The sequence below is a fragment of the Streptomyces sp. NPDC048584 genome (genome assembly GCF_043199595.1).
GTDB lineage: Bacteria > Actinomycetota > Actinomycetes > Streptomycetales > Streptomycetaceae > Streptomyces > Streptomyces edwardsiae.
Map to the genome: position 1 here is coordinate 60,591 of NZ_JBICWF010000012.1, position 24,326 is coordinate 84,916.

Annotated in this window: 19 protein-coding genes; 14 read left to right on the forward strand and 5 right to left on the reverse strand. The window is 70.7% G+C overall.

The features are described 5' to 3' along the window. Positions 1–29: 29 nt before the first annotated feature. The 6 genes from ACGFR9_RS25190 (at position 30) to ACGFR9_RS25215 (ending at position 7,539) form a co-directional block, all read left to right on the forward strand. Positions 30–1,277 carry a spermidine/putrescine ABC transporter substrate-binding protein gene (locus ACGFR9_RS25190; protein WP_393212387.1) on the forward strand — a complete coding sequence of 416 codons (1,248 nt, stop codon included), beginning with the start codon at positions 30–32 and terminating at the stop codon, positions 1,275–1,277. Positions 1,278–1,281: 4 nt separating this feature from the next. After that, the gene (locus ACGFR9_RS25195; RefSeq protein WP_393212389.1) at positions 1,282–2,472 is read left to right on the forward strand and encodes an ABC transporter ATP-binding protein; all 1,191 of its coding nucleotides are present in this window, start codon (positions 1,282–1,284) and stop codon (positions 2,470–2,472) included. Beyond that, a complete protein-coding gene (locus tag ACGFR9_RS25200) occupies positions 2,472–3,398 on the forward strand; it encodes an ABC transporter permease (protein ID WP_393212391.1) in 927 nt (308 codons plus the stop codon). The genes ACGFR9_RS25195 and ACGFR9_RS25200 overlap by 1 nt, the downstream gene beginning before the upstream one ends. Then, entirely contained in the window at positions 3,398–4,198 is an 801-nt protein-coding gene (locus ACGFR9_RS25205; RefSeq protein ID WP_393212393.1) for an ABC transporter permease, read from the forward strand. The genes ACGFR9_RS25200 and ACGFR9_RS25205 overlap by 1 nt, the downstream gene beginning before the upstream one ends. A gap of 22 nt (positions 4,199–4,220) precedes the next feature. Beyond that, a complete protein-coding gene (locus tag ACGFR9_RS25210) occupies positions 4,221–5,639 on the forward strand; it encodes an NAD(P)/FAD-dependent oxidoreductase (RefSeq protein ID WP_393212395.1) in 1,419 nt (472 codons plus the stop codon). An 85-nt stretch (positions 5,640–5,724) separates the two neighbouring features. Continuing rightward, positions 5,725–7,539 carry a chitinase gene (locus tag ACGFR9_RS25215; RefSeq protein WP_393212397.1) on the forward strand — a complete coding sequence of 605 codons (1,815 nt, stop codon included), beginning with the start codon at positions 5,725–5,727 and terminating at the stop codon, positions 7,537–7,539. Here ACGFR9_RS25215 and ACGFR9_RS25220 read toward each other — a convergent pair. Both ACGFR9_RS25220 and gabT read right to left on the reverse strand, forming a co-directional pair. Next, positions 7,478–8,116 carry a phosphatase PAP2 family protein gene (locus ACGFR9_RS25220; RefSeq protein ID WP_393212399.1) on the reverse strand — a complete coding sequence of 213 codons (639 nt, stop codon included), beginning with the start codon at positions 8,114–8,116 and terminating at the stop codon, positions 7,478–7,480. The genes ACGFR9_RS25215 and ACGFR9_RS25220 overlap by 62 nt on opposite strands. A 431-nt stretch (positions 8,117–8,547) precedes the next feature. After that, entirely contained in the window at positions 8,548–9,882 is a 1,335-nt protein-coding gene (gabT, locus tag ACGFR9_RS25225; RefSeq protein WP_393212401.1) for a 4-aminobutyrate--2-oxoglutarate transaminase, read from the reverse strand. A 329-nt stretch (positions 9,883–10,211) separates the two neighbouring features. Between gabT and ACGFR9_RS25230 the strand changes: the two genes are divergently transcribed. The 3 genes from ACGFR9_RS25230 (at position 10,212) to ACGFR9_RS25240 (ending at position 15,991) form a co-directional block, all read left to right on the forward strand. Then, on the forward strand, positions 10,212–12,605 hold the full coding sequence (locus tag ACGFR9_RS25230) for an ATP/GTP-binding protein (protein ID WP_393212403.1): 2,394 nt from the start codon (positions 10,212–10,214) through the stop codon (positions 12,603–12,605). Positions 12,606–12,731: 126 nt separating this feature from the next. Further along, entirely contained in the window at positions 12,732–14,288 is a 1,557-nt protein-coding gene (locus ACGFR9_RS25235) for a PucR family transcriptional regulator (RefSeq protein ID WP_393212405.1), read from the forward strand. 257 nt (positions 14,289–14,545) lie between these two features. Further along, entirely contained in the window at positions 14,546–15,991 is a 1,446-nt protein-coding gene (locus ACGFR9_RS25240; protein ID WP_393212407.1) for an aldehyde dehydrogenase family protein, read from the forward strand. An 18-nt stretch (positions 15,992–16,009) separates the two neighbouring features. On the opposite strand, the gene ACGFR9_RS25245 is transcribed toward ACGFR9_RS25240, so the two are convergent. Further along, positions 16,010–16,705, reverse strand: a complete 696-nt coding sequence (locus ACGFR9_RS25245; protein ID WP_393212409.1) for a DUF4190 domain-containing protein — start codon at positions 16,703–16,705, stop codon at positions 16,010–16,012. A 171-nt stretch (positions 16,706–16,876) separates the two neighbouring features. Between ACGFR9_RS25245 and ACGFR9_RS25250 the strand changes: the two genes are divergently transcribed. The 3 genes from ACGFR9_RS25250 (at position 16,877) to ACGFR9_RS25260 (ending at position 19,952) form a co-directional block, all read left to right on the forward strand. Next, a complete protein-coding gene (locus tag ACGFR9_RS25250) occupies positions 16,877–17,938 on the forward strand; it encodes an adenosine deaminase (protein WP_393212411.1) in 1,062 nt (353 codons plus the stop codon). A 19-nt stretch (positions 17,939–17,957) separates the two neighbouring features. Next, positions 17,958–18,653 carry a glycerophosphodiester phosphodiesterase gene (locus tag ACGFR9_RS25255; RefSeq protein WP_393212413.1) on the forward strand — a complete coding sequence of 232 codons (696 nt, stop codon included), beginning with the start codon at positions 17,958–17,960 and terminating at the stop codon, positions 18,651–18,653. Positions 18,654–18,803: 150 nt separating this feature from the next. Continuing rightward, positions 18,804–19,952: a serine hydrolase domain-containing protein gene (locus ACGFR9_RS25260; protein ID WP_393212415.1), complete on the forward strand. Its 1,149-nt coding sequence runs from the start codon at positions 18,804–18,806 to the stop codon at positions 19,950–19,952. Here ACGFR9_RS25260 and ACGFR9_RS25265 read toward each other — a convergent pair. Both ACGFR9_RS25265 and ACGFR9_RS25270 read right to left on the reverse strand, forming a co-directional pair. Next, the gene (locus ACGFR9_RS25265) at positions 19,945–20,466 is read right to left on the reverse strand and encodes a hypothetical protein (protein WP_393212417.1); all 522 of its coding nucleotides are present in this window, start codon (positions 20,464–20,466) and stop codon (positions 19,945–19,947) included. The genes ACGFR9_RS25260 and ACGFR9_RS25265 overlap by 8 nt on opposite strands. A gap of 215 nt (positions 20,467–20,681) precedes the next feature. After that, positions 20,682–22,121, reverse strand: coding sequence for a gamma-aminobutyraldehyde dehydrogenase (locus tag ACGFR9_RS25270; RefSeq protein ID WP_393212419.1), 1,440 nt, complete (start codon positions 22,119–22,121; stop codon positions 20,682–20,684). Between the two features lie 206 nt (positions 22,122–22,327). Here ACGFR9_RS25270 and ACGFR9_RS25275 point away from each other — a divergent pair, with 206 nt between their 5' ends. Together ACGFR9_RS25275 and ACGFR9_RS25280 are read left to right on the forward strand one after the other, a co-directional pair. After that, positions 22,328–22,846, forward strand: coding sequence for an Lrp/AsnC family transcriptional regulator (locus tag ACGFR9_RS25275; protein ID WP_393212421.1), 519 nt, complete (start codon positions 22,328–22,330; stop codon positions 22,844–22,846). Between the two features lie 2 nt (positions 22,847–22,848). Next, positions 22,849–24,222, forward strand: a complete 1,374-nt coding sequence (locus ACGFR9_RS25280) for an aspartate aminotransferase family protein (RefSeq protein WP_393212423.1) — start codon at positions 22,849–22,851, stop codon at positions 24,220–24,222. The last annotated feature ends 104 nt before the right edge of the window (positions 24,223–24,326 follow it).

The following is a 24,326-nucleotide window of genomic DNA, read 5'->3' on the forward strand; positions in this document are numbered from 1 at the left end:
CGGCCATCTCCCGAAAGGGCACCACGCGCATGGAGCAGTACGAGCCCGACCGCCTCTCCCCGGCCCAGGTCGCCGCCATGCGGCGCAGCTTGCGTACCGGCAGGGCGGGCCTGTCCCGCCGTTCGCTGCTGCGCTCCTCCGCGGGCGGGGCGCTCGCGGCCGGCGGACTCGGTGTGCTGAGCGGCTGCGGCATCCCCGCGGCAGGCAACACACAGGGCGGTGTCTCCGCGGAGGACCACTCGAAGGAGGAGAAGACCGTCAGCTTCTCCAACTGGACCGAGTACATGGACGTCGACGACAGCGGGCGCGCGCACCCCACGCTGGACGCGTTCACGCGGCGTACGGGCGTCAAGGTCAAGTACACCGAGGACATCAACGACAACACCGAGTTCTTCGGCAAGATCAAGCCGCAGCTGGCGGCGGGCCAGGACACCGGACGCGACATCATCGTCCTCACCGACTGGCTCGCGGCCCGTCTGATCCGTCTCGGCTGGGTCCAGAAACTGGACCCCTCCCATCTGCCGAACGCCTTCACCCATCTGTCGGCCCAGTTCCGCGACCCCGACTGGGATCCGGGACGCTCCTACTCGTATCCGTGGCAGGGCATCTCCACGGTCATCGGCTACAACAAGAAGGCGCTCGACGGCGTGGAGGTACGCACCCTCTCCGACCTGCTGGACAATCCGAGGCTCAAGGGCCGGGTCGGTCTGCTCACCGAGATGCGTGACACCGTCGGCATGACCTTGCTCGACATGGACAAGGACCCGGCGAAGTTCGCCGCGGACGACTACGACGCGGCGATCGCCCGTCTGCAGAAGGCCGTCGACAAGGGGCAGGTCCGCCGCTTCACCGGCAACGACTACACCTCCGACCTCGCCAAGGGCGACTTCGCCGCCTGTCTCGCCTGGGCCGGCGACCTCGTCCAGCTCAAGGCGGACAACCCGGACATCGAGTTCCTGATCCCGGACAGCGGTTACATGACGTCCAGCGACAACATGCTGATCCCCAACAAGGCCCGGCACAAGACGAACGCCGAGCGGCTGATCGACTACTACTTCGAGCCGAAGCCGGCCGCGCGGCTCGCCGCGTACATCAACTTCGTCTGTCCCGTCGACGGAGTGAAGGACGATCTCGCGGAGATCGACGAGGACGCGGCGAACAACCCGCTGATTCTCCCCGACCGGGCCATGCAGGCCAAGTCCCGTGCCTTCCGCTCGCTGAGCTCCGAGGAAGAGACGGAATTCGAAGAGAAGTTCGCGAAGCTCACTGGGGCGTGACGAGATGAAGACGACCGAAGACACCAGCACGGCCGGCCACGGCGGGGACGTCCGTCTCACCGGTATCGGCAAGACGTACGGCTCCTTCACCGCCGTACACCCCCTGGACCTGACCGTCCCGCAGGGCTCGTTCTTCGCCCTGCTCGGCGCGTCCGGCTGCGGCAAGACCACCACCCTGCGCATGATCGCCGGCCTGGAGGAGCCCACGTCCGGCACCGTCCACCTCGGTGACCAGGACGTCACCGCGCTGCCGCCGTACAAGCGGCCGGTGAACACGGTCTTCCAGTCCTACGCCCTCTTCCCGCACCTCGACATCTTCGAGAACGTCGCCTTCGGTCTGCGCCGGCGCGGCATCAAGGGTGTGAAGAAGCAGGTCGGGGAGATGCTGGAGCTGGTCCAGCTGGGCGAGCAGGCCCGTAAGAAGCCGCATCAGCTCTCCGGCGGCCAGCAGCAGCGGGTGGCGGTGGCCCGTGCGCTGATCAACCACCCGAAGGTGCTGCTGCTCGACGAGCCGCTGGGCGCCCTGGACCTGAAGCTGCGGCGTCAGATGCAGCTGGAGCTGAAGCGCATCCAGACCGAGGTCGGCATCACGTTCGTGCATGTCACGCACGACCAGGAGGAGGCCATGACCATGGCCGACACGGTCGCCGTGATGAACGCGGGCCGGGTCGAGCAGCTCGGCTCACCCGCCGACCTGTACGAGAACCCGCGCACCACGTTCGTCGCGAACTTCCTCGGCACCTCGAACCTCATCGAGGCCGAGGTCGACTCGGCGTCCGGCGGTGAGCTGGTGCTGAAGGCGGGCGGCGGCAAGCTCGCGCTCCCCGAGGCCCGTAACAGCGCGGCCACGACGACCGGCGGGAAGGTGCTGGTAGGGGTGCGCCCGGAGAAGATCTCCCTGACGCACGCCGACGACGCCGGAGAGATACCCGGGGGCCGCAACCGGATCACCGGGCGGATCGCCGACTCCAGTTTCCTCGGCGTGTCCACGCAGTTCGTCGTCGACAGCCCGGTCTGCGCCGGCTTCGAGGTCTACGTCCAGAACATCGACCGCGACGCCCGGCTGGTACCGGGCGCCGAGGTGGTCCTGCACTGGAATCCGGCGCACACCTTCGGTCTCGACGCCGCCCAGTCCCTGCTTGCCGGGACCGTGGGCTCCGCGGGCGTCGAGACGGTCGGGGAAGAGGTCGCCTGATGACCACGGTCACCGAGGCGCCGCCCCTGGCGCCCGCCCCGCCGGAGAAGAAACCGCCGCGCGGGCGGGGCCGCTGGACGCCGTACTGGCTGCTGCTGCCCGGTCTGCTCTGGCTGGTGGTGTTCTTCGCGCTGCCGGTGATCTACCAGGCCTCCACGTCCGTGCAGACGGGCTCCCTGGAGGAGGGCTACAAGGTCACCTGGCATTTCGCCGCCTACGGGGACGCGCTGTCCGAGTACTGGCCGCAGTTCGTCCGCTCGGTGCTCTACGCGGCCTCCGCGACGGTGCTGTGTCTGCTGCTCGGCTATCCGCTCGCGTATCTGATCGCGTTCCGCGCGGGACGCTGGCGGAATCTGATCATGATCCTGGTGATCGCGCCGTTCTTCACCAGTTTCCTGATCCGCACCCTCGCCTGGAAGACGATCCTCGCCGACGGCGGACCGGTCGTCGGCGCCCTGGACACGCTGCACGTCCTGGACGTCACGGCGTGGCTGGGCTGGACCGTCGGCGACCGGGTGCTCGCCACGCCGCTCGCGGTGGTGTGCGGTCTGACGTACAACTTCCTGCCGTTCATGATCCTGCCGCTCTACACCTCGCTGGAACGCATCGACCCGCGGCTGCACGAGGCGGCGAACGATCTGTACGCCAAGCCGTCGACCACCTTCCGCAAGGTCACCTTCCCGCTGTCGATGCCGGGCGTGGTCTCCGGGACGCTGCTCACCTTCATCCCGGCCACCGGCGACTACGTCAACGCGGATCTGCTCGGCTCCACCGACACCCGCATGGTCGGCAACGTCATCCAGTCGCAGTTCCTGCGGATTCTCGACTATCCGACGGCCGCCGCCCTTTCGTTCATCCTGATGGCCGCGATCCTGTTCATGGTCACCTTCTACATCCGTAAGTCGGGGACGGAGGATCTGGTCTGATGCCCTTCGTCAACTGGCTGAAGCGCCGTCTCGTGGTGATCGCGGGGCTGGCCACCCTGGCCTATCTCCTGCTGCCGAACGTCATCGTCACCGCGTTCTCCTTCAACAATCCGAAGGGGCGCTTCAATTACGAGTGGCAGGAGTTCTCCACCGAGGCGTGGCGGGATCCCTGCGGGGTCTCCGGACTGTGCGGTTCGCTGACGCTGAGCCTGCGGATCGCGCTGTGGGCGACGATCGGCGCCACCGTCCTCGGCACGATGATCGCCTTCGCGCTGGTGCGTTACCGCTTCCGCGCGCGCGGCGCGGTGAACTCGCTGATCTTCCTGCCGATGGCGATGCCCGAGGTGGTCATGGCGGCCTCGCTGCTCACCCTGTTCCTCAACATGGGTGCCCAACTGGGCTTCTGGACGATTCTGATCGCCCACATCATGTTCTGCCTCAGCTTCGTCGTGGTCGCCGTGAAGGCACGGGTGATGTCCATGGACCCGAGGCTGGAGCAGGCGGCGCAGGATCTGTACGCCGGCCCGGTCCAGACGTTCTGGCGGGTCACGCTGCCGATCGCCGCCCCCGGGATCGCGGCGGGCGCGCTGCTCGCCTTCGCGCTCTCCTTCGACGATTTCATCATCACCAATTTCAACGCCGGTTCGACCGTCACGTTCCCGATGTTCGTATGGGGCTCCGCCCAGCGCGGAACTCCCGTGCAGATCAATGTGATCGGTACGGCCATGTTCGTGATCGCCGTTCTGCTGGTGCTGGTCTCGATGGCCGTCGGCAATCGCCGCAACCGGCAGAAGGCGTGAAACCCCGTGGGGAGTTGACATCATGGCCGCTGACGCCATGAGCCGTTGGACGAAATCCCTTTCCGAGGCCCGGCCGTCCGCCTACTGGCTGGACGACGCCGCCAGGCCCGATCCCGAGCCGGCCCTCACCGGTACCGAGACCTGCGATCTGCTGGTCGTCGGCGGCGGTTACAGCGGACTGTGGGCCGCGCTGACCGCCAAGGAGCGCGACCCCGGGCGCGACGTCGTGCTGGTGGAGGGCCGCGAGGTGGGCTGGGCCGCCTCCGGCCGCAACGGCGGCTTCTGCGCCGCCTCCCTCACCCACGGCCTGCCCAACGGACTCGCCCGCTGGCCGGACGAGATCCACACCCTGGAGCGGCTGGGCGCCCGCAACCTCGACGCCATCGAGGAGACGGTGGCCCGGCACTCCATCGACTGCGACTTCGAACGCACCGGTGAGATCGACGTCGCCACCGAGCCGTACCAGGCCGGGCAACTGGAGGCCTGGTACGAGGAGATCCGCGCGAAGGGCCTCGCCGACGGCATCGAGTACCTGGACGCCGACGCCGTACGGGACCAGGTGAACTCCCCGACCTTCCGGGCGGGCCTGTACGACCGCCGGGGCGTGGCCATGCTCCACCCGGCCCGGCTCGCCTGGGGACTGAAGCGGGCCTGTCTCGGCCTGGGCGTCCGCGTGTTCGAGCACACCCCCGCCCTCACCCTGCGGCCCTACGGCGCGGGCATGGCCGTACGCACCCCGTACGGGAGGATCCGCGCCCGTGCGGTGGCGCTCGGCACCAACGTCTTCCCCAGTCTGGTCAAGCGGGTCCGCTCCTACACCGTCCCGGTCTACGACTACGCCCTGATGACCGAGCCGCTCACCACCGACCAGCTGGCGTCGGTGGGCTGGAAGAACCGGCAGGGGCTCGGGGACAGCGCCAACCAGTTCCACTACTTCCGGCTGTCCGCCGACCACCGCATCCTGTGGGGCGGCTACGACGCGGTCTATCCGTACGGCGGCCGGGTGCGCGCCGAGTACGACGACCGGCCGAAGACGTACGCCAAGCTCGCCGGGCACTTCTTCACCTGCTTCCCGCAGCTGGAGGGCGTGCGCTTCACCCACGCCTGGGGCGGCGCGATCGACACCTGCTCCCGCTTCTCGGCGTTCTTCGGCACGGCGCACGCGGGGAAGGTCGCGTACGCGGCGGGCTACACGGGTCTCGGCGTGGGCGCGACGCGTTTCGGCGCGGAGGTGATGCTGGACCTGCTGGCGGGTGAGCGGACCGAGCGCACGGAGCTGGAGATGGTGCGCAGAAAGCCGCTGCCGTTCCCGCCGGAGCCATTCGCCTGGACCGGTATCGCCCTCACCAAGTGGTCGCTGGCCAGGGCGGACTCCCATGGCGGGCGGCGCAATCTGTGGCTGCGGACGATGGACCGGCTGGGTCTGGGCATCGACAGCTGAGCCGCGCGGGGGCTTGACAACCGAATTGGTCTGGACCAAATTGAGCGCACTCCGCCCTCCAACTCCCCCATGCCCGGAGGCCCTTGTGGACCGCTCCAGACCTTTCGCGCGCCGGCCCCTGGTGGCGCTGCTCACCGCCACCGCCCTCGCCGCCACCGGAATGACCGCGCTGTCGTCGGCCGCCCGCGCGGCCGACGCGGACCTCGCCAGGAACGGGGGCTTCGAGTCCGGCCTCGACGGTTGGAGCTGTACCGCCGGTGCGACCGTGAACACGCCTGTTCACAGCGGCAGTTCGGCGCTGAAGGCCACCCCGGCCGGCTCCGACAACGCCCGTTGTGCACAGACCGTCACCGTGCAGCCGAACTCCCAGTACACGCTCTCGGGTTACGTCCGCGGCAGCTATGTGTATCTGGGGGCGGACGGCACCGGCACCACCGACGTGTCCACCTGGACCCAGTCGGCCCCCGACTGGCAGCGGCTCACGACCACTTTCCGCACCGGTCCCTCCACCACCCGCGTCACCGTCCACACCCACGGCTGGTACGGCACCGGCGCCTATCACGCCGACGACATCACCCTGATCGGCCCCGGCGGCGGCGAGACCGGCCAGCCGCCCGCCCCGCCCACCGGACTGCGGGCCGGCACCGTCACCACCACCAGCGTGGCCCTGTCCTGGTCACCGGTGTCCGGCGCCTCCGGCTACGCGGTCTACCGCGACGGCACCAGGATCCGGACGGTGAGCGGGACCTCGGCCACCGTGTCGGGACTGTCGCCCTCGACGGCGTACGCCTTCCAGGTCGCGGCGGTGAACGACGCGGGTGAGTCGGCCCGTTCGGCCACCGTCACCGCGACGACGGCCACCCCCGACTCCGGCGGCGACCCCGGTCTCCCGGCGCACGCCCTGGTCGGCTACCTGCACGCCAGTTTCGCCAACGGTTCCGGCTACACGCGCCTGGCCGATGTCCCCGACAGCTGGGACGTCATCGACCTGGCCTTCGGTGAGCCGACCTCGGTCACCTCGGGCGACATCCGCTTCGACCGCTGCCCGGCCGCGGAGTGCCCGGGGGTGGAGAGCGACGCCGAGTTCAAGGCGGCGATCAAGGCCAAGCAGGCGGCCGGGAAGAAGGTACTGATCTCCATCGGCGGCCAGAACGGCCAGGTGCAGCTGACCACGACCGCCGCCCGCGACCTGTTCGTCTCCTCCGTCTCGAAGATCATCGACGAGTACGGGCTCGACGGCCTGGACATCGACTTCGAGGGCCACTCGCTCTCCCTGAACGCCGACGACACCGACTTCAGGAACCCGAGGACGCCGGTGATCGTCAACCTGATCTCGGCGCTGAAGACGCTGAAGGCCAAGTACGGCGACGCCTTCGTGCTGACCATGGCCCCGGAGACGTTCTTCGTCCAGCTCGGTTACCAGTACTACGGCACCGGCAAGTGGGGCGGCCAGGATCCGCGGGCGGGCGCGTACCTCCCGGTGATCCACGCCCTGCGTGACGACCTGACGCTGCTGCACGTCCAGGACTACAACTCCGGGCCGATCATGGGCCTGGACAACCAGTACCACTCCATGGGCGGCGCCGACTTCCACATCGCCATGACGGACATGCTGCTCACCGGCTTCCCGGTCGCGGGCGACGCGAACAACGTCTTCCCGCCGCTGCGCGCCGACCAGGTCGCCATCGGCATGCCGGCCACCGTCAACGCGGGCAACGGGCACGTGTCCCCGGCCGAGGTCACCAAGGCCCTCGACTGTCTGACCAGGCGGACGAACTGCGGCTCGTACACGACCCACGGGACGTGGCCGGGGCTGCGCGGGCTGATGACGTGGTCGATCAACTGGGACCGGTTCGGGGGCTGGGAGTTCCAGCGGACGTTCGACGGCTACTTCGGCTGAGGGCGAGCCGGAGCCCGGTCAGCAGCATCGCGCCGAGGCACCAACTGGCCGCCACGTCCAGCGGCCAGTGGTAGCCCCGGCGCACCAGCCCGAACGAGACGCCGGCCACCAGGACGGCGCAGAGGACGACGAGCAGACGGCGGACGGCCGGTGACCGCAGCAGCGGAAGCAGCAGCAGCGTCGCCGCGCCGTACGCCACCACGGCGGTCGCCGTGTGCCCGGAGGGGTAGTAGCCGACGGCCGGGGGCACGGCGGGGGTGCCGGGCCGGTCGGTCCACGCCTTGAGGGGCACGACCAGCACGGGCACCAGCACCATCGCCAGCAGACCGCCGGCGGGCGGCAGCCACCAGCGGTCCGCACCCGTGGCCCGTCCGTGCCAGGCGGCGTACACCAGCGCGATCAGCAGGACCGGTACGGCGATCTGGACGTTGCCCAGGTCCGAGAGGAGTTCGGAGGCCCGGTCCGGGTGGACCAGCTCCCGGCTGAGCCGCTCGTCGAGGACCGTCAGCGGGCCGTCGGCGACGACCTGCCAGGTGATCAGCGCGAAGAGGACGGCGCACGGTCCGAGCAGCGGCATGCCGCACAGCATCTCAGGTGGGTCCGCGTACGCCGAAGGGCCGGCGCAAGGGGGGGTGAGCGCCGGCCCTTCGGGGAACGGCTTGCCGTGTCAGATGCCCGGGTGGCCGTCCTGATCGGAACGCCGCGCGCCCCGGGGGGTTTGGGGCGGGCGACCGTCCGATCGTGAGGAGACCCGAAGCCCCTTGAGGCCCCGGTTTGTGTGCGCGAGGCACGACCAGGTCGAAGCTGGGGAGGCCCCGGCCTGAACCCGTCCACAGTCCCCTGTGGTCGGGGTGTATCTCTCATCCGCGGAGAAACCTACGGCAGGGGGTGGCCCCGCGACAGGCCGAACGGGCTCCTGTCATCCACCTCGCACACCTTCTTCACACGCTCTGCCGCTGACCGCTCCCCGCGGCCCGTCCGGGGCGGCTCACCTGCCCCGATAGGGGCTCAGATGCGTGTGAACGCCTGCTCGATGATGTCGAGGCCCTCGCCGAGCAGGTCCTCGCCGATGACCAGCGGGGGCAGGAAGCGCAGCACGTTGCCGTAGGTGCCGCAGGTCAGGACCAGCAGGCCCTCCTGGTGGCAGGCCTTGGCCAGCGCGGCCGTCGCCTCGGGGTTCGGCTCCTTGGTGTCACGGTCCTTGACCAGCTCGATGGCGATCATCGCGCCCCGGCCTCGGACGTCGCCGATGATCTCGAACTTCTCGGCCATGGCGGTCAGGCGGGCCTTCATGACGGCCTCGATCGCCTTCGCCTTCGCGTTGAGGTCGAGCTCCTTCATCGTCTCGATCGCGCCGAGCGCGCCCGCACAGGCCACCGGGTTGCCGCCGTAGGTGCCGCCCAGGCCGCCGGAGTGCGCGGCGTCCATGATCTCGGCGCGGCCGGTGACGGCGGCGAGCGGCAGACCGCCGGCGATGCCCTTCGCGGTGGTGATCAGGTCGGGGACGATGCCCTCGTCCTCGCAGGCGAACCACTGGCCGGTACGGCAGAACCCGGACTGGATCTCGTCGGCGACGAAGACGATCCCGTTGTCCTCGGCGAACGCGCTGAGCGCGGGCAGGAAGCCCTTGGCCGGCTCGATGAAGCCGCCCTCGCCGAGCACCGGCTCGATGATGATCGCGGCCACGTTCTCGGCGCCGACCTGCTTGGAGATCTGGTCGATCGCCTGCGCGGCGGCCTCCGGGCCCGCGTTCTCCGGGCCGGTGGGCCAGCGGTAGCCGTAGGCGACCGGGACGCGGTACACCTCGGGCGCGAACGGCCCGAAGCCGTGCTTGTACGGCATGTTCTTCGCGGTCAGCGCCATGGTGAGGTTCGTACGGCCGTGGTAGCCGTGGTCGAAGACCACGACCGCCTGCCGCTTGGTGTACGCCCGCGCGATCTTGACGGCGTTCTCGACGGCCTCGGCACCGCTGTTGAACAGCGCGGACTTCTTGGCGTGGTCGCCCGGGGTCAGCTCGGCGAGCGCCTCGGCGACGGCGACGTAGCCCTCGTACGGCGTGACCATGAAACAGGTGTGGGTGAAGTCGGCGAGCTGCGCGGAGGCACGGCGTACGACGGCCTCGGCGGAGGCGCCGACCGAGGTCACGGCGATACCCGAACCGAAGTCGATCAGGCGGTTGCCGTCGACGTCCTCGATGATGCCGCCGCCCGCGCGGGCGGTGAACACGGGCAGCACGGAGCCCACGCCCTGGGCGACCGCGGCGGTACGGCGGGTCTGCAGTTCCTGCGACTTCGGGCCGGGGATGGCGGTGAGGACGCGGCGCTCCTGCGGAAGTGCGGTCATGCGGGGCTCCTGGGGGGTGTTTTCCGGACGCTTCTCGTTCTTTTCTCGCAGGCTAGGGCGGGGAACGAGGGCTGGGCATGCTCCATGTGGGCGCTGTCGGGGGTTCCGCGTTGTCCGCGATGGACATACCCCAGCCGCGGACAGTCGTGCCGCCGGGGCGGCACGGGTGGGCGCGGCGGCACGGGTGGGCGCGGCGGCACCTCGCGAACACGGGCAAGTGAAACCCGCCGCCGCCCGGCCCCCGGCCGCGTAAACAGTGAACTCGCCCTGTCGGGGCGTTAGATTGGCTCGCTGATGGTGGACGGAGCGGCAGCTCAGGGGGCAGGGCGATGAACGACGACGGTACCCAGGACGCGCGGGGCACACACGCGAACCCCGTTCCGCGCCCGGCCGGCCCCCCGGACGTCCCGAAGACACCTCCACGCCCGCCCCGGGCCCCCGGCACACCGCCACCTCCGCGGCAGTCCCCCGTCACCGCCTGGCTGGACGAGGAGAGGCCGACGGCCCGGCCGGGGATCTGGCGGTTCGGCTACCGCCCCAAGGAGGTCCGCGAACGCATCACCCCGGTGACCGTCGCCGGCATGTTGATCCCGGTCGTCCTGGCGCTCATGGTGTGGTCCCTCTGGAGCAGCGGCTACTTCCCCTACAAGACCACCTTGATGCGGGTGTTCACTCCGGACGACTGGTGGTACGAGCTCTCGCTGGTCCCCCGGCCGGTCGAGGGCCGGACCGTGACACTTCCCGGCGAACACGCCAGGCTGGTCGCCGACGGCATCCTCTTCGGCGCGCTCGTCCTCGGAGTCGGTGTGCTCGGCAGCTGGCGTGCCATCGTCCGCCACTACCTCAACCGCCTGCCCCGCCCGACCAGGCTCCTGATCTCCGCCTGTCTCGCCCTCCTCACCCTCGGTTTCGTCTTCCCCGACGCGTTCGTGGGCCTCGGCTGGTTCGAGCTGCCGGTCCTGGTTCCGCTGCTCTCCCTGACGGCGCTGGTCACGGACAGCTACGAACTGATGGCCTCCCCCTTCTTCACGTACTCGCTGTACACGGTCGTCACCGTGCTCGTGCTGTGGCCGTTCGCCCGCCTCGGGGGCTGGCTGCCGTACGCGAGGGAGCTGTTCGCCCCTCCTCCGGCGGACACCGCTGCCAGGACCGCACCCGACCGCCCCCGCTCCCAGTGGCCCGCCCTTCGCGACGCCGGACAGTACGAGGCCGCGGAGCTGCTCACCACCGAGGTCGCCGGAGGCCGCGTGAACGACGTCGACTGCGCCCGTGTCGAGCACGCCTTCGCCGCCGCCCGGCACGGCGCCACCCTGGCGGCCTTCAGCGACACCGTCCTGCGGGAGGGCGGCGCGGCCTGGACGCATCCTTCCGGCGCCCGGGACCTGCCGCACCGGTCCGCCCGCCACGACCTGCTCGCCGGTCAGGTGCGCATCGGCCGCTGGGTGGCGGCCGAGCGTGCTCCCCAGCCGTACCACGACGCGGGCGCGGCCCTCGGCCCGGACGTGCTCGGCACCTCGCTGCTCGCCGTCGGCCCCTCCGGGTCCGGCAAGACCCGCACCCTCGTCGAGCCGGTCACCGAGGCGCTCGCGCTGCAGGCGCTCACCGGCCGCTGTGCCGTCGTCGCCGTCTCCGCCGCCGGGAGCCGGCTCGGCGCGGACGACAGCTTCGACGTGATCGTGCGGATCGGTGACGCGTCCTCGGTGCACGACCTCGACCCGTACGCCGAATCCGACGATCCGGACGAGGCGGCCGCGATCCTCGCGGAGGCACTGACGGGAGACCTGGACACGGCCGGCACGCGGGGCGCCGTCACCGCGCTGGCCCAGCTGCTCGGCCCGTTCCGGGCGGTACGCGGGCGCTTCCCCACCCTGCCGGAGCTGCGTGAGCTGCTGGAGGGCGGGGAGGGGACCCTGACTCCGCTGCGGGAGCGGCTCGAAGCGGGCGCGAACCACGTCATGCTCCGCGAACTCGACGCGCGGATGCGGCAGACCGGTACGCCGGGCGACCCGGGCCGGGTCCTCGCCGACCGGCTGGCGCTGCTGAACCGGCCGGTGTTCGCGGACTTCCTCGGCGGGGGCGGTCCCGGACGGCCGTTCTCCCTGCGCGCGGTCGCCCACCACCCCCTGCGGGTACGGATCGACCTCCCGGAGCGCGGCCACGAGGAGGCCGGACGGCTGATCACCCGCCTGGTCCTCGCACAGTTCCACGCCGTCGTACGCGAGAGCCGGCGCGGCCACTTCGTCTGCCTGGTCCTGGACGACGCGACGGGCACGATCACGGCGGAGTCGGTGCGCCGCATCCAGCGGCTGCGGTCGCAGAACGCGGGCGTGGTCCTCGCCCTGCGTGCGATCGGTGACGTCCCCGAGGCGCTGCACGGTCCGCTCTACGGCGCGGTGGGCTGCCGTATGGCGTTCTCCGGTGTCACCACCTGGGACGGCAACCGTTTCGCGCAGACCTGGGGCACCGAGTGGGTGGAGACGACGGAGGTCGCCAAGCACACGGTCTTCGCGGACCAGCCGATGACCCGCTTCCTCCACGCGCTGCGCAAGCGGCTGACGGGCAAGGCGGTGACCACGGACGCGGTCACCGTGAAACAGGTCGAGCGCGAGCGCTGGTCCGCCTCCGAGCTGGCCCACTCCGTGCCGCCCGGGCACGCCGTGCTGTCACTGACGACCGTCGAGGGTGATCACGCGCCGCCGCTGCTGGTGGATCTGCGGGGGTGAGCTGTCCGATCGGGCGGCCCGGGACCGTACAGTGAGGCAGAATCGACAGGGGCCGTTCATACGTGGCGGCCAAAAGATCACCGCGTTCTCACACACCCGACGCAGACCCGAAGGCTCAAGGCACCCATGCCCCCGACGCTCGCCTCGCTCGTCCACCACTCCGCGCTCAAGCTGACCGTGCGCGCGGGTGCGGACCGCCTCGACGTGCCGGTCCGCTGGGCGCACGCCAGTGAGCTCACCGACCCCGTGCCGTACATGGAGGGCGGGGAGCTGCTGCTGATCACCGCGCTGAAGCTGGACGCGGAGGACCGGGAGGCGATGCGCCGCTATGTGAAGCGGCTGTCGGGGGCGGGGGTCGTCGGGCTCGGTTTCGCCGTCGGCGTCCACTACGAGGACATCCCCGACGCCCTCGCCGACGCGGCCCGCGCGGAGGGCCTGCCGCTGCTCGAGGTGCCGCGCCGCACCCCGTTCCTCGCGATCAGCAAGGCCGTGTCCGCCGCGATCGCGGCGGACCAGTACCGGGCGGTGACGGCGGGCTTCGCGGCCCAGCGGGAACTGACCAAGCAGGCGCTGACGGAGGGCCCGGAGGGGGTGCTGGCGGCGCTCGCCGCGCAGGTCGACGGGTGGGCGGCGCTGTACGACGCCTCGGGCGCCCTCGTGGCCACGGCACCGGAGTGGGCGGTGCGGCGGGCCGCGCGGCTCACCCCGGACGTGACCCGGCTGCGGGAGCGGCCGGCGCCCGCCTCCTCGGTGGTGGCGGGACCGGAGAACGAGGACCGGGTCGAACTGCACTCCCTCGGCACCGGCCGGCGCCCCCGCGCGGCGCTCGCCGTCGGCACGGCGGCCGCCCTGGGCACCGCCGAGCGGTACGCGGTCCACTCGGCGATCGCCCTGCTCACCCTGACCACGGAGCGCTCCCGCTCGCTGCACGCCGCCGAGCAGCGCATCGGTGCCGCGGTACTGCGCATGCTGCTCGCCGGGGAGCCGGACCACGCCCGCGCGGTGGCCGGGGACCTGTACGGCGGTCTGCTGGACGCGCCGTTCAGGATCATCGTGGCGGCGGGGGGCGAGGGGAACGGTGACGCCCTCGGGGTCCTCGCCGAGGTGGCGGAGTCCGCCGCCGCCCGTTCCGGGGAGGTGGTCCTGGTGGTGCCGGAGGGGGACCGGCTGGTCATCCTGGCGTGCGACGGCGGTGCCGCCGTGGCCGCCTGCTGCGACCACGCCGCGTTGCGGGAGACCTCCCGCAAGACGGACGACGACGAACTGGTCGTCGGACTGTCCGCACCGGCCGGGCCCATCGCGGCGACCGCCGCCTACAAGCAGGCCGGGCAGGCCCTGTCGGTGGCGAGGCGCCGCGGCAGGGTGCTGGTGGAACACGAGCACCTGGCAGCGGGCTCGGTCCTGCCGCTGCTCGCCGACGACGCGGTGAGAGCCTTCGCCGACGGACTGCTGCGGGCCCTGCACGAACACGACGCGACGGGCCGCGGTGACCTCGTCGCCTCCCTCCGCGCCTGGCTCTCCCGCCACGGCCAGTGGGACGCGGCGGCAGCCGACCTGGGCGTCCACCGACACACCCTCCGCTACCGCATGCGCCGAGTCGAGGAGATCCTCGGCCGCTCGCTGGACGACCCGGACACCCGCATGGAGCTGTGGCTCTCCTTGAAGGCCACGACAACGGAGTAGAACCTCCAACTCAGCCCGTCCGACGCTCGAGGACGAGGCCCGAAGGGCCGACAGGGGGTCCGGGGCACAGCCCCAGGGACGGTAGGGGAAGGGGCGGCGGGGGCGAAACGGACCCCGAACCCCACCCCGCCAAACCGTAGAACCCGCCCACCCGCACCACTACGACTCGGCCAAACTCCAGCCCCGACCCCCCGCCCTACCGTGGACCCAGCACCACCCGCCCACACCCGACCCCGCGGAAAGGCCGGTCCCCGCACATGACCCCCACCACCCCCTTCTGGCTCGCCGGCCGCCAGGCCACCGGCGACACCACCCTCGACGTCACCTCTCCCTGGGACGCCCACACCGTAGGCACGGTGGCCATCCCCACACCCGACCAGATCGAAGAGGCCGTAGCCACCGCCCACGCCGTCCGCGAGGACTTCGCCGCCACCCCGGCCCACACCCGCGCCGCCGCCCTCGACCACGTGAGCCGCCGCCTCACCGAGCGCACGGAGGAAATCGCCCGCCTGATCTCGGCCGAGAACGGCAAGCCGATCAAGTGGGCCCGCGGCGAGGTCGGCCGCGCCGTCTCCGTGTTCCGCTTCGCCGCCGAGGAGGCCCGCCGCTTCAACGGCGGCGACGCCCAGCGGCTGGACACCGACGCGGGCGGCCAGGGCCGGCTCGCGTTCACCCGCCGCTTCCCCAAGGGCGTGGTCCTGGGCATCGCGCCCTTCAACTTCCCCCTCAACCTCTGCGCCCACAAGATCGCCCCCGCGATCGCCGCCGGCGCGCCCATCATCCTCAAGCCGGCCCCGGCCACCCCCCTCTCCGGTCTGATCCTCGGCGAACTGCTCGCCGAGACCGAGCTGCCCGCCGGCTCCTGGAGCATCCTCCCGGTCCCCAACGACCGCATGCCGGACCTCGTCCAGGACGAGCGCCTCCCCGTCATCTCCTTCACCGGCTCCGAGACCGTCGGCTACGCGATCATGGACTCGGTGCCGCGCAAGCACTGCACGCTGGAGCTCGGGGGCAACGGCGCGGCCGTCGTCCTCGCCGACTACGCGAGCGACCAGGACCTGGACTGGGCCGCACAGCGCATCGCGACGTTCTCCAACTACCAGGGCGGCCAGTCCTGCATCTCCGTGCAGCGGGTGATCGCGGACGCGTCCGTGTACGACCGTCTGCTGCCGCGCATCGTCGCCGCCGTCGAGGCGCAGGTCACCGGCGACCCGAACGACGACGCGACGGACGTCGGGCCGCTGGTCGGCGAGGCCGCCGCGCAGCGGGTGGAGTCCTGGGTCGAGGAGGCCGTGACGGCCGGCGCGAAGCTGCTCACCGGCGGCGAGCGCGACGGCGCCTCGTACGCGCCGACCGTGCTCACGGACGTACCGGCCGATGCGACGATCTCCCGCGAGGAGGTCTTCGGACCGGTGCTGACCGTGCGGAAGGCGGACGGTGAGGAGGCGGCCTTCGCGGCGGTCAACGACTCCAAGTACGGCCTTCAGGCGGGGGTGTTCACCCACGACCTGCAGACCGCGTTCCGGGCCCACCGTGCTCTGGAGGTCGGTGGCGTGGTCATCGGCGACGTGCCGTCCTACCGTGCCGACCAGATGCCGTACGGCGGTGCCAAGCAGTCCGGGGTGGGACGCGAGGGCGTGAGGTTCGCGATGGACGACTACACGTACGAGCGCGTGATGGTCCTGACGGGCCTCGCGCTCTGACACACCCCGCCCACGGGGTCAGCGGAGGACGGGAGCGGTGACGACCGGGCGATGGGCGCCGTAGTAGTCCTCGTCCTCCCGGTCCTCCCCCTCGTTGATGGCCGCCGTGATGCCGACCGCCAGCAGGATGATCACGGCGATGCCGAGGACAAGGCCGATGATGCCCATGATCAGGCCGGCCTGGGCCTGCCCGTGGTTGTCGGCCAGGCCCCGCTCGGCCTTCTGGCGGCCCTTGACGCCGAAGACGATGGCGAGGATACCGAGGACGACGGAGACGATGCCGTACAGGCAGAACAGGCAGCAGGCGAGGATGCCGAGCACCATGGCGGCGATGCCCATGCCGTTCTCCCGCTGCATCGGCATGCCGGGCCAGCCGTAGCCCTGCGGGTAGCCGGGGTAGCCGTAACCGCCGGGCGTGCCGGGGCCGTTGGGCCCGACGGGCGGCGGAGGCAAGGCGGTGCCGGGGGCTCCGGGCGGTGTCGCCCCGGCCGGCGGGACGAAACCGGCGCCCGGCATTCCGATGACGGTGGGCTGGTCGTGCACGGACGGCGGCCGGGGCGCGGTGAGCCCGTCGGCGACGGTCGGCGTGGCCGGTGCCTGCGGCGGCCGTCCGCCACCCGCCGTACCGTCCTTGTCCAGTGAGGTCCGGTGGTCCGGGGCCGCCCAGGGATCGTCCGCGTTCGTGTCTCCGCCCGGCTGCGTCGCGTCGGTCATCTGGAGTTCCCCCCTGGCCCTCGATCGTCCGGCCATGCTACGGCGCCGTCGGCCCGCCCCGCCCCGCACCCCCGCTGCCACCGCCTACGATGACCCGAGTCACCGATCAGCCGATCACCAGCGTCCCGCCGCGTCCGCGCGGTCGAAGGGGCGCCGTTCCGGGGAGGAACCTTGACCGAACGTCTCATCGACCCGCGCGTCCCGCACGGTCTGCACGCCTTCATCGCCGGGCTGCCGAAGGCCGAACTGCATGTGCACCACGTCGGGTCCGCCTCCCCCCGCATCGTCTCGGAGCTGGCGGCACGCCACACCGACTCCAAGGTTCCCTCCGATCCCGAGGCCCTCGCCGACTACTTCACCTTCACGGACTTCGCCCACTTCATCGAGGTGTATCTGTCCGTCGTCGACCTGATCCGCACCCCCGAGGACGTACGGCTGCTGACCTACGAGGTGGCCCGTGAACTGGCCCGGCAGCAGGTGCGGTACGCCGAGCTGACCATCACCCCGTTCTCCTCCACCCGGCGCGGCATCGACGCGAAGGCCTTCATGGACGCGATCGAGGACGCCCGCAAGGCGGCCGAGACCGAGTTCGGGACCGTGCTGCGCTGGTGCTTCGACATCCCGGGCGAGGCGGGTCTCGAGTCCGCCGAGGAGACCGTACGGCTCGCCACCGACGACCGGCTGCGCCCCGAGGGGCTGGTGTCCTTCGGTCTGGGCGGGCCGGAAATCGGTGTGCCCCGGCCGCAGTTCAAGCCGTACTTCGACCGTGCGATCGCCGCCGGTCTGCACTCCGTGCCGCACGCCGGTGAGACCACGGGCCCGGAGACGGTGTGGGACGCGCTCACCGAGCTGGGCGCGGAGCGCATCGGGCACGGCACCAGCTCCGCCCGCGATCCCAAGCTGCTCCAGCACCTGGCCGAGCGGCGCGTCCCGCTGGAGGTGTGCCCCACCTCCAACATCGCCACCCGCGCGGTGGCGAGCCTCGACGAGCACCCGATAAAGGAGTTCACGCGGGCCGGCGTCCTCGTCACGGTCAACTCCGACGACCCGCCGATGTTCGGCACCGACCTCAACAACGAGTACGCGGTCGCCGCGCGGCTGCTGGAGCTCGACGAGCGGGGTCTGGCCGGCCTGGCGAAGAACGCGGTCGAGGCGTCGTTCATGGACCCGGCCGGCAAGGCGCGGCTGGCCGCCGAGATCGACGCCTACACCTCGGCCTGGCTCACCTCCTGATCACCCGCGAAGGGCCGCCATGCACAACGTGACCGCCGTGGCACACCGCGGCGACCCCTACCGCGTCCGCGAGAACACCCTCGCCTCGCTGCGTTCCGCGCTCCACCTGGGCGCGGACGCGGTCGAGACCGACGTGCGCCTCACCCGGGACGGTGTCCCGGTGCTGCTGCACGACGGCACGCTGAAGCGGCTCTGGGGGCACGACCGTCCGCTGTCGTCCCTGACGTGGGAGGAGGTGCGCGCGCTCACGGACGGCGGGGTGCCCACGCTCCTTGACGCGCTGGCGGCGACGGACGGCGGCCGGATGATGATCGACCTGCCCGGCACGCCGGACGTCCGCGCGGTGCGCCGCGTCGTGGACGTCGTACGCGAGCGGGACGCGCGGGACCGGGTCTACTACTGCGCGGGCGCCGCCGCCATGCTCGCCGTGCGCGCGGCGGACCCGTCCGCCGAGATCGCGCTCACCCGTACGACGGCGGCGCCGGCCCGCGCCGGGCTGCTGGAGGCGATCCGGCCCCGCTGGCTGAACTACCGCTTCGGCCTGGTGGACCGCGCCCTCGCCGACCGCGTGCACGGCGACGGCTGTCTGCTGTCCGTCTGGACCCCGGACACCCGCCGCTCCATGCGCCGGCTGCTGTCCCTGGGCGTCGACTCGATCACCACCAACCGGATCGACGTGCTGTGCGCACTACGGGACGCACGGCGGGCACCGTAGGGGCGATCCCTGACCAACTGCCTGGTCAGCACAGGGCAGTTGGTCAGGGGTACGCCAGGGCGGACCCCCTCCTCGACGACGATCCGGTGACGTCCCGCACGGCCGGAGGATGATCACGTCCCTCCGTCGAACTCCCCAGAGGAGCAGCCGATGCACGCCCGCCGCCGCACCACCCTTCTCGCCGCCTCCGTCGTTCTCGCCCTGGGGGCGGGCCCGTTGTCCGCGTCCGCGGCCCCCGCGCCACGCGCGCCCGTGTGCACCCCCGCGCCGTCCCATCAGGCGCTCTGCGAGGCGATCGGAGGGCTCCCCGACGCGAGCACCACGGCCGCCCTGGTCCGGATGTCCGACAACGAGGGTTCCTGGCAAGGCAGTTCGGGAGTGCGGGACCTGCGAAGCGGCAAGGCTGCCGACCCGGACGCGCGGTTCAGGGCCGGTTCGACGACCAAGGTGGTGACGGCCGCCGCCGTCCTGCGGCTCGCGGCGCGGGGCGACGTCGACCTCGACGCGTCGATCGAGCGCTATCTCCCCGGCCTGCTGGGACCCGAGTTCGAGAAGCCCGTCACCGTACGGAACCTGCTGAACCACACCAGCGGCATCCGGCCCGGGATCAGTTGGGGGAACACCTTCGAGGAACAGTACGCGCACCGCTACGACACGCTCAGCCCTCGGCGGGTCGTGGAGTCGGCCGTCGCCCTGGGGCCGGCGTTCGACGCCGGAGATCAGCAGCAGTACCTCAACATCAACTACACCGTCCTCGGTCTGCTGATCGAGAAGGTGACCGGACGGCCGTACGCCTCCGAGGCGGCCCGGCTCGTGCTGCGCCCCGCCGGAATGCGGGACACGTACTTCCCCGGCACCGACCCCCGCGTCCGGGGACCGCACCACCACGGCTATCAGCAGGTGGAGCGGCCGGACGGGACGACGCGGCTGGTCGACGTCACCGAGTGGAACGTGGCCGACCGCTGGGCGGCCGGAGACATGATCTCGACCACCGCGGACCTGGAACGGCTGATCACCGCCCTCTTCAGCGGAGAGATCGTGCCCGAACCGCAGTTGCGGGAGATGTTCACGGTCCCGGCGGGCATCGAGGGCGCCTCCTACAGCGCGGGCCTGACCCGGCTGGAGCTCCGGGGCACGGTCTACTGGGGCAAGAGCGGAGCCCGCCCCGGCTACAGCACGCTGATCGCCGCGACCGAGGATCTGAGCTTCACCCTCGTGTACGCGCTCTCCGACACCGACGCGAAGGACCAGTCCTCGAACCCGGTCGCCGACCGGATCAGGGAGGCCGCCCTCACATAGCGGCAGCGGGTGCGGGGTCCGGCGTGAGCGCCTCGAGTCGCTTGATCTTCCGGCGTACGGCGTACAGCGGGATCACGCCGAACACGCCGAACGCCATGTCGATGACGCTCCACCAGAAGGGGATGCCCCGGATCGGACCGCAGACGAGGGCGAGCGGAACGATGCCGGCGCAGGCGATCATGCCGAACTCGATGACCCAGATGTTGCGGACGGGGTCGCGGTAGGGGCCGTAGAAGGCGACGGCGATCACGAGATGCGCGAAGGCCAGCCAGTCGGTGCCGTAGAGGAGGAAGGGATGGTCGGCGTCGGCGGTGTCCAGCCCCTGCCGCACGCGCTCGATCCACTCCACGAGGCCGGGCAGATACTCGGCCACCGACAGCGACCGCAGCAACTCCTCGGTCCAGCGCAACTCGTGCACCAGCGGAAACGCCGTCACCCCACTGAGCACCAGACAGACGACGAAGAAGACCAGCCAGCCACGAATGCCCTTGAGCAGGGCAGCTCTGTCGCTCATGACAGCAGCGTACGCCACAGTTGAACACGTTCAAAAACGAGGCACACCTGAAAGGAGACGTTCCCCGCGCCCCTGAGGGGCGCGGGGCCGTATCGGATCTGCGGCTCCGCCGCGTGGGCGCGACCGGCCACGGACGGCCCGCGGCCTCCGAACAAGCGAACCCCCAGCGGCGCCGAGGAGGCCGAGGAACTCGTCCGGCTACCCGAAGCGGAAGATCACGCGTCCAGGGACGTCATCACATGCTTCACACGCGTGTAGTCCTCGAACCCGTACGCCGACAGATCCTTGCCGTAGCCGGACTGCTTGAAGCCCCCGTGCGGCATCTCCGCGACCAGCGGAATGTGCGTGTTGATCCATACACACCCGAAGTCCAGCCTCTTCGACATCCGCATCGCGCGCGAGTGGTCCTTCGTCCACACCGAGGAGGCCAGCGCGTACGCGACCCCGTTGGCGTACTCGACGGCCTGGTCCTCGTCGGTGAAGGACTGGACGGTGATGACCGGACCGAAGACCTCCTTCTGGATGATCTCGTCGTCCTGGCCGAGCCCCGAGACGACGGTCGGGGCGTAGAAGAACCCCTTGTCGCCGACGCGCTTGCCGCCGGCGACCACGCGCGCGTGGGCCGGCAGCCGCTCGATGAAGCCCTCGACCTGCTTGAGCTGGCCCGGGTTGTTGAGCGGTCCGTAGAGCACGTCCTCGTCGTCCGGCATGCCGGTCTTCGTGTCGGCGGCGGCCTGGGCGAGCGCGGTGACGAACTCGTCGTGGATCGACTCGTGCACGAGGACGCGCGTGGCGGCCGTACAGTCCTGGCCCGCGTTGAAGAAGCCGGCGACGGAGATGCCCTCGACGGCCTTGGCGATGTCGGTGTCCTCGAAGACGACGACCGGGGCCTTGCCGCCCAGCTCCAGATGGACCCTCTTGAGGTCCTTGGAAGCGGACTCGGCGACGGACATGCCCGCGCGCACCGACCCGGTGATGGACGCCATCGCCGGGGTCGGGTGCTCGACCATGAGGCGGCCGGTGTCGCGGTCGCCGCAGACGACGTTGAAGACGCCCTTGGGCAGGAGGGAGCCGAGGATCTCGGCGAGCAGGACCGTGGAGGCCGGGGTGGTGTCCGAGGGCTTCAGGACGACCGTGTTGCCCGCGGCGATCGCCGGGGCGAACTTCCATACGGCCATCATCATCGGGTAGTTCCAGGGCGCTACCTGCGCGCACACACCGATCGGCTCACGGCGGACGAAGGAGGTCAGCCCCTCCATGTACTCGCCGGCGCCCTTGCCCTCCAGCATCCGCGCCGCGCCCGCGAAGAAGCGGATCTGGTCCACCATCGGCGGGATCTCCTCGGTGCGGGTGAGCCCGGTGGGCTTGCCCGTGTTCTCCACCTCGGCGGCGATGAGTTCCTCGGCGCGCTCCTCGAAGGCGTCCGCGATCTTCAGCAGGGCCTTCTGGCGCTCGGCCGGGGTGGTGTCGCGCCAGCCGGGGAACGCCTCGGCGGCGGCCGCCATCGCGGCGTCCACATCCGCCCGGCCGGACAGCGGAGCGGTCGCGTACGCCTCGCCCGTCGCGGGGTTGACCACCTCGGTGGTCCGGCCGTCGGCGGCGTCCCGGAACTCCCCGCCGATGTAGTTGCGCAGACGACGCAGCTCGGTGCTCACTGCAGTCCCTCCTGGTGTTCCTTGTGGGTGTCCGAGGTGTCTGGGGTGTCGAGAATGTCGAGTGTCCAGCCTCTGAGACACCCACCCTAGACCGATGGCTGTCGTTTTCAACACCCCCACCCGCTCCGCTCCTGCGAAATCCGCAAACAGAGGCGCCCCAGACAACGAAATTCATTGATCGAGCCTTGCGAAACTGTCGATACGTCGTGCACAGTGGCACCGTGGCCAGTCGAAGCGCAGACCCCAGGGACTCCCGCGAGTCCAAGAACGGCGGCCGTCCCCAGCTGGACGCCGTCTCCCTCGCCATCATCGAGCAGCTCCAGGAGGAGGGCCGCCGGCCGTACGCCGCCATCGGCAAGGCCGTGGGGCTGTCGGAGGCGGCCGTGCGCCAGCGCGTCCAGAAACTGCTGGACCAGGGCGTGATGCAGATCGTCGCCGTCACGGACCCGCTCACCGTGGGCTTCCGCCGCCAGGCGATGGTCGGGGTCAATGTCGAGGGCGACGTGGAGTCCGTGGCCGACGCGCTGACCGCCATGGACGAGTGCGAGTACGTGGTGATGACCGCGGGCTCCTTCGACCTCATGGTCGAGATCGTCTGCGAGGACGACGACCACCTGCTGGAGGTCATCAACAGACGCATCCGGGCCGTGCCCGGAGTGCGCTCCACCGAGAGTTTCGTCTACCTCAAGCTCAAGAAGCAGACCTACATGTGGGGAACCCGATAACCGTGAGCAGCGACCGCACCGAGGACCTCAGCAAGTCCGCGTACGACCACCTGTGGATGCACTTCACCCGCATGTCCTCGTACGAGAACGCCCCCGTCCCCACCATCGTCCGGGGCGAGGGCACCCACATCTACGACGACAGGGGAAGGCGCTACCTCGACGGTCTCGCCGGGCTGTTCGTGGTGCAGGCGGGCCACGGCCGTACGGAGCTCGCTGAGACCGCGTTCAAGCAGGCCCAGGAGCTGGCCTTCTTCCCGGTCTGGTCCTACGCCCACCCCAAGGCCGTGGAACTCGCGGAGCGGCTCGCGCACGAGGCGCCCGGTGACCTCAACAAGGTCTTCTTCACCACCGGTGGCGGCGAGGCGGTCGAGACCGCCTGGAAGCTCGCCAAGCAGTACTTCAAGCTCACCGGCAAGCCGACCAAGTACAAGGTCATATCCCGCGCGGTGGCCTACCACGGCACCCCGCAGGGCGCCCTGTCCATCACCGGCCTGCCGGCCCTCAAGGCCCCGTTCGAGCCGCTGGTCCCGGGCGCGCACAAGGTGCCCAACACCAACATCTACCGGGCGCCGATCCACGGCGACGACCCGGAGGCGTTCGGCCGCTGGGCCGCCGACCAGATCGAGCAGCAGATCCTCTTCGAGGGCCCGGACACGGTCGCCGCCGTCTTCCTGGAGCCGGTGCAGAACGCCGGCGGCTGCTTCCCGCCCCCGCCCGGCTACTTCCGGCGGGTGCGCGAGATCTGCGACCAGTACGACGTACTGCTCGTCTCGGACGAGGTCATCTGCGCGTTCGGCCGGCTCGGTACGACCTTCGCGTGCGACAAGTTCGGCTATGTGCCGGACATGATCACCTGCGCCAAGGGCATGACCTCGGGCTACTCCCCCATCGGCGCCTGCATCGTCTCCGACCGGCTCGCCGAGCCGTTCTACAAGGGCGACAACACCTTCCTGCACGGCTACACCTTCGGCGGACACCCCGTCTCGGCGGCGGTCGGCGTCGCCAACCTCGACCTGTTCGAGCGCGAGGGGCTCAACCAGCACGTCCTCGACAACGAGGGCGCCTTCCGCGCCACCCTGGAGAAGCTGCACGACCTGCCGATCGTCGGCGACGTCCGCGGCAACGGCTTCTTCTACGGCATCGAGCTGGTCAAGGACAAGAACACCAAGGAGTCCTTCGACGCGGAGGAGACCGAGCGCGTCCTGTACGGCTTCCTGTCGAAGAAGCTCTTCGAGAACGGCCTGTACTGCCGGGCCGACGACCGCGGAGACCCGGTCGTCCAGCTCGCCCCGCCGCTGATCTCGAACCAGGACACCTTCGACGAGATCGAGCAGATCCTGCGCGCGACCCTCTCCGAGGCGTGGACCAGGCTGTAACCGCTCCGATCATCCACTTGGATGATCAACACCGGCCCCGGTGCCGCCCGTTCGAGTGAGAAACGGGCCCCCGGGGCCGCGTGCTGTCCTGCGTCCCGCCATGG